The 5,389-nt window shown below is 37.4% G+C and carries 5 protein-coding genes; 3 read left to right on the top strand and 2 right to left on the bottom strand.

Features of this window, described 5'->3' with window-relative positions:
- Positions 1-64: 64 nt before the first annotated feature.
- Both NO346_RS14545 and NO346_RS14540 read right to left on the bottom strand, forming a co-directional pair.
- Entirely contained in the window at positions 65-796 is a 732-nt protein-coding gene (locus NO346_RS14545) for a DUF1566 domain-containing protein (protein WP_256415595.1), read from the bottom strand.
- A gap of 15 nt (positions 797-811) precedes the next feature.
- Positions 812-2,230: a dynamin family protein gene (locus NO346_RS14540; protein ID WP_256415594.1), complete on the bottom strand. Its 1,419-nt coding sequence runs from the start codon at positions 2,228-2,230 to the stop codon at positions 812-814.
- A 179-nt stretch (positions 2,231-2,409) separates the two neighbouring features.
- Here NO346_RS14540 and NO346_RS14535 point away from each other — a divergent pair, with 179 nt between their 5' ends.
- The 3 genes from NO346_RS14535 (at position 2,410) to NO346_RS14525 (ending at position 5,329) form a co-directional block, all read left to right on the top strand.
- A complete protein-coding gene (locus tag NO346_RS14535; protein WP_256415593.1) occupies positions 2,410-4,506 on the top strand; it encodes a dynamin family protein in 2,097 nt (698 codons plus the stop codon).
- Positions 4,507-4,569: 63 nt separating this feature from the next.
- Positions 4,570-4,851 carry a hypothetical protein gene (locus NO346_RS14530; protein WP_005157469.1) on the top strand — a complete coding sequence of 94 codons (282 nt, stop codon included), beginning with the start codon at positions 4,570-4,572 and terminating at the stop codon, positions 4,849-4,851.
- A gap of 109 nt (positions 4,852-4,960) precedes the next feature.
- On the top strand, positions 4,961-5,329 hold the full coding sequence (locus NO346_RS14525) for an AAA family ATPase (protein WP_256415592.1): 369 nt from the start codon (positions 4,961-4,963) through the stop codon (positions 5,327-5,329).
- The last annotated feature ends 60 nt before the right edge of the window (positions 5,330-5,389 follow it).

Genomic DNA, 5,389 nt, shown 5'->3' with positions numbered 1-5,389 from the left:
GACAATTTTATATACTCCATAAACCCTTTAAATTAATTAGGTGGTTTATGTCGCACTTCAAGTTTTACTCTGCCCTCAAAGTACGTAATTCCTCTGCTGTAGGTAAACGCCAATCATCATACCCACCTGTGCGTAAGTTAGTACAAGCCTCTTTTGCATCCCGCCAATACATTTCCTCCCCTCTATTGAAACATTTTCTTGACCACATTAAACCTGTTCTTTCATCAAACCATGCACCATCATTATATTGTTGTTGGAAAATATTTAAACAGAACTCATACCATGAAGTTTTTAGGGGAATTTTTTTATTTATTTTACTATAAAATATACAAGTATCTGTTTCTTGCTCCAATCCAATAATAACTTTGACATAATACATAAGACTATGTAATAGGTCTTCTGTTAACTCAAAAGAATCAAATAATTCCGCCATCAATTCCATTTGCGTGTTATTTAATGGCTGATCAATTCGAGATAAAATCAAAGCATCCATTAAGAATGCAGTTTGCATTTCTTCGTTGTCTAATACATCATTAAAAAACTCTCGTGTTTTTTCCAAATTAATCTGTTGTGCCAAGTTTAGATATTTTGCCGTGTTGGCTTCCAAGTCTAAAGAATCAAGCAACATTGAAAACAAACGAGTTTCAACTTCACTAATCTGACCTTTATTTAACACTACACTCGCCAACATTGTGGCATATAACTCACGACTATGCTGATCTAAATCACTTGCATAATGGTCATGTAATGGGAAAATTTCGGTTTTAATCTTGTCAATCAGTTTAATCATATTCATGTTGGGCTATCCTTATTATGCCAATGCGTAAAGTGTTGAATAATATTTTTCTGTGGTTCTGCGTAAAATTTGCGGCGCATTTTTCACTTCAATATTTAAGCTAAAATCCACCAGACTCGCTTTATGAGTTAAGAAATTACCCTTACCTATATCCAGTTGCCTCAATACATCCAATAAATCAACTTTTTTCAGATTTAGAAGCTCCAATTCATCAGGTTCAGGTAATGCAATACCAACTTTATCCCCCACAGCTTTTAATTTCGCAAAAAATTTCCGTTGTAAAATTCGTAAACTTTCCGTAATTTGTTCCCATTGCTGCAAATCTGCCTGTGCAGATTGTTGTAATTCCTCTGCATCACTTTCAATTTCGGGAATATCACTTAAAGCCAAAATTCGATTTAAACGATTAAGTTTTAAATGTGCTAATCGTTGCTCACTATCAATAAACCGAGCATATTCCAAAAACTGTCGTTTAAAATTCTGAGCAAAGCTTAAGGTTTTTTTATGTTCATTCCACTTCTCTAAAAACTCTACTATAGGCTGAACTGGATAATCATTTTTCTTCCGTGCAGATACAGGAACTACATCCAGCACATTAACTCCTCGTTCTCCTGTCGTCTGCTTCACCAAAGCCACAATTTTGGCAATATCTTCAGGTGTTTTCGCATCAGCACGGCTGACCACAATCAGCTTAGGAATATCCGCATTTAAAGTTGCCAAAAACTTTAAATCATCTTCGGAAATCGTGCCTTGTGTTGCTGATACCACCCAAATGATAAAGTTAGACAAATTAAGTTGTGAACGTGCCACAGATTCATCTGTTCGCTCACTCCACTGTTCACTATCAGGTTTGCTATACCCTGGGGTATCAAGCAAGGCGATATTTTTCCAAGTAAAATCTGGATCACTGACAAAAGCTGAACGCAATAGCCCTGCAATCTGACTACCATATTTTATTTTTTCTTCGTGGGTCAGACTGGCAAATTCATCCTGAGATAAAATTACACGACGGCGAAATAAATTAAGTGCCGTAATCTGTTCCTGTTCACCATACAACAAATAAGTCGGTAAAGAAGTTGTTGGATCAATCTCTACCACTAAACGCTTTTTCCCTAAAAGCGTATTAATTAAACTGGATTTTCCTGCACTGAATGCGCCACCAACACCTACCACAACTTTTTGAGCCAAGTCTGGAAATTCACAAAACTCCCTAAAATGTTCTAATTCCAGATTGAGACTTTTTAAAATATCGGCAAAATGATCAGGGCTACCTGAACGAGCCAGTTCAGGCAAATCATGATTAATGATTTTGTCCAATACATCCAGATCGGCTGCAAGTTGTAAAGGTTGCCCCTCCTGTTCAACATGTGACTGACTGGCGCGGCACAATAAATCATAACGCTGTGCGATATCAAAGTCTTCTTGGTATGACATTCTCTTGTCCTGAAATTTTATTATGTGTTGATCATATACAATCGAAATTCAATATAAAACAATCTATGAAAATTACTACGTCAAACTATGACTTAGACCGATGAAATGACTCTATTTTTTTATAAGAATTCAGGTAGACTCCATGAAATAGTTTATTTCATCATAAAAAAGAGTGTCTTATGACCATTCAGCAACACCTAGAAAAATTGAACCAACTTTCTGAGCAATTACAACCTTGGCAGGGACGTTTTAATGAAATTCAGGATATTCTAAGCCTAAAAAAACCGTTATTAGAACAGGTCGAGCGTTTTAATCAGGAAGAGCAAACACTGAATATTGCGATTATGGGGCAGGTCAAGGCAGGTAAAAGTAGCTTTTTAAATGCTCTCCTTTTTAATGGCAAACCCGTTCTGCCTACAGCAGCCACACCTAAAACAGCAAACCTAACACGCATTTCCTACGGTGAAAAACCTGTACTGGAAGTTGAATACTACACAGCAGAGGAATGGCAAGACCTTGAGCAACTGGCACAACAACAAGGCGATTATGACCAAATTAAAGTGGCAAAAGAACTGACCACGATGGTGAAGCAAAGTGGCCTGGATGTTACTCAGGTATTGCAGCAACAAAAACAACTGATTGAAGCCAATTCTTTAGATGAGCTGATGCAGGTTCTAGACAGCTATGCAGGCAACAGTGGTCAATATACGCCTTTGGTCAAAATGACACGCCTCTATTTACCCAATGAAGAACTAAAAGGCTTTGACATTATTGATACGCCAGGAATGAACGATCCTGTGCTCAGCCGTACTGAAAAAACCAAAGAAGAAATGAAACGCTGTGATGTTGTGTTTTTCCTTTCCCGTGCTAGTCAGTTTTTAGATCAATCTGATATTGAATTACTCTCAAGCCAACTCCCTCAAGGTGGCGTACAAAAAATGGTTTTAGTGGCTGCACAATATGATTCTGTGATTATTGATGATGGTTTTAACCGTGATTCGTTAGCAGAATGTGAAACCAATGTTCAAAAACGTGTCAATCGTCGTGCGGAAACTGAACTTGGAAAACTTGCTGAACAACGTGAACAGGCAGGTCGCCCACAAGTTGCCGAATTATTACGCTCACTGACCAAACCTATTCTATCCAGTACCTTTGCCTATGGTTTTTCACATTGGGAACAATCTCAATGGGATAAGGCCATGCAGCATACTTATAAGGAATTACAAAGTTTAGGGGAAGAATGGGGTGATTACCAATTTACTCAAGCAGACTGGGAAAGAATTGGTAACTTTAAAACGCTTAGCCAAGAATATGAACAGGCTCGCCAGAATAAAGTCCAACTTTTAGAACAGAAGAAACAAGAACTTTTGCCCAAAGCTCAGGAAAATTTAACAGATAAAGTACAAGCGTTGACTGCAATGATTGATCAACGTATCCATACCTTGAACACGCAAGATATTCAGCAACTGGAACAGCAACAAAAAAAATGTGAACAACAGATTCAGCGCATTTCAGGGAAACTGGAAAATCTGATTAATCAACAAATTAATAAACTGCAAAGCACGACTCAGGATATTACGCGTGACTTGCAAAAAGGGATTCAACAATATAGTCAAATCACCACGCATACAGGCACAGAAACAGAAGAACGCTCGTATGAAGTCAGTACCTCAAAATGGTATAACCCATTTACGTGGGGTGATACTGAAACACGGTATAAAACATTTACCAAAACCTATGAATATCTGAATGCGTCTGATGCAGTGGAACAAATTAGCCAATATGCCCGTGATTGCACAGTTGATATTCAATATCACTTTAACGACTTAGTTCGCCCAAGCCAATTAAAACTGGAGTTACGCAAGGCACTGGTGGATGAACTGAATACATCCAGTCAGGATTTTGATCCTAAACAATTTAAAAATACGCTGGATCGTGTCATCAATCAGCTAGATTTACCTGAGCTAAATTTGGATATCGGCAATCCAAGTGAGCTGATTAGCCGTAATTTTAGCGGTCAGGTTCGTTCAAGTAGTGATATTCAGCAACTTAAACAACAACTTAATCAATCATTGCAGAAAATTTTTGAAATGTTATCGCAACGCTTTAAAACATCTTCTCAGGATTTACAGCACAGTCTAGAACAAACTCGTGATTCTTTACTGCAAACCCTAATTGCAGGACTTGAACAAGAGTTACAACAGGTTCGTCAGGACTTTGCTGAAAAACAAAAAACCTTAGAAGAATATCAACAGCTTAAAAAAATCCTAGCTTAAAGCCATATAGGTGTACAGTTTCTTGTACACCTTTTCTTTTATACAGATTTGGGGGAATTCGATATGGAAATGATTAAACGTCTGTTCTTTAAACATCTAGTTTTTAGCCAAAGCAATATTAAAAAAGTCATTCTGCTTATTTTGATTAATGGGCTGGGTATTGTCACGATGATTGGTTTACCAGTTGCCTTGATTATTGATGTACTGTTTGTGTTTTATAATCTTCAACGTGTTTATCAACATCGGGCGACCATTAAAAAGGGCTGGAATTTTATTACCCTGCTCAATCGTTTGGCATTGGGTCTGATTGTTCTAGTTGGACTCGGTATATTCTTTGGCTCATAAGTTGATGATTTCATCACGTCAAACTATGACTTGGTCATAGTTTTAATCACTATCTTTTTACCAAACCTAAACTTACACTCTATGTATAATTTATATTGCGTATAACACCATGAACCAAAAGCAATTATTTGAAAAAATTCAGCGTATTCAACAACAGTTAATGCAAGGCTTAATTGAGCGTGAGCAAACCATTAAACTTGCCTTTCTTGCAACATTATCAGGCGAACACATGTTATTGATTGGCCCGCCTGGCACAGGCAAAAGTATGGTGGCTCGTCGCATCCATCTCATGTTTAAGCAAACACCCTATTTTGAGCGTTTACTGACCTGCTTTTCTGTACCTGAAGAATTGTTTGGTCCTCTTTCCATTAAAGCCTTAGAGCAAGATCAATACACCCGTTTAACACAAGGTTATTTACCACAGGCATCTATTGCCTTTTTAGATGAAATTTTTAAAGCCAGGCGAATTCAAACATGAGGTGCGACAGTTTGAAAAGTCTTATGATAATCAACAAGCTGAGCAAATTTCTCTAATGGT

This window comes from Acinetobacter sp. 5862, from assembly GCF_024494585.1.
Lineage (GTDB): Bacteria > Pseudomonadota > Gammaproteobacteria > Pseudomonadales > Moraxellaceae > Acinetobacter.
The sequence above is the reverse complement of the archived record's forward strand: the minus strand, read 5'-3'. Positions and strand labels throughout refer to the sequence as shown.

Coding starts and splice junctions, on each gene's coding strand:
- NO346_RS14545 (WP_256415595.1), bottom strand. CDS start 796: ATGAATATGATTAAACTGATTGACAAGATTAAAACCGAAATTTTCCCA.
- NO346_RS14540 (WP_256415594.1), bottom strand. CDS start 2,230: ATGTCATACCAAGAAGACTTTGATATCGCACAGCGTTATGATTTATTG.
- NO346_RS14535 (WP_256415593.1), top strand. CDS start 2,410: ATGACCATTCAGCAACACCTAGAAAAATTGAACCAACTTTCTGAGCAA.
- NO346_RS14530 (WP_005157469.1), top strand. CDS start 4,570: ATGGAAATGATTAAACGTCTGTTCTTTAAACATCTAGTTTTTAGCCAA.
- NO346_RS14525 (WP_256415592.1), top strand. CDS start 4,961: ATGAACCAAAAGCAATTATTTGAAAAAATTCAGCGTATTCAACAACAG.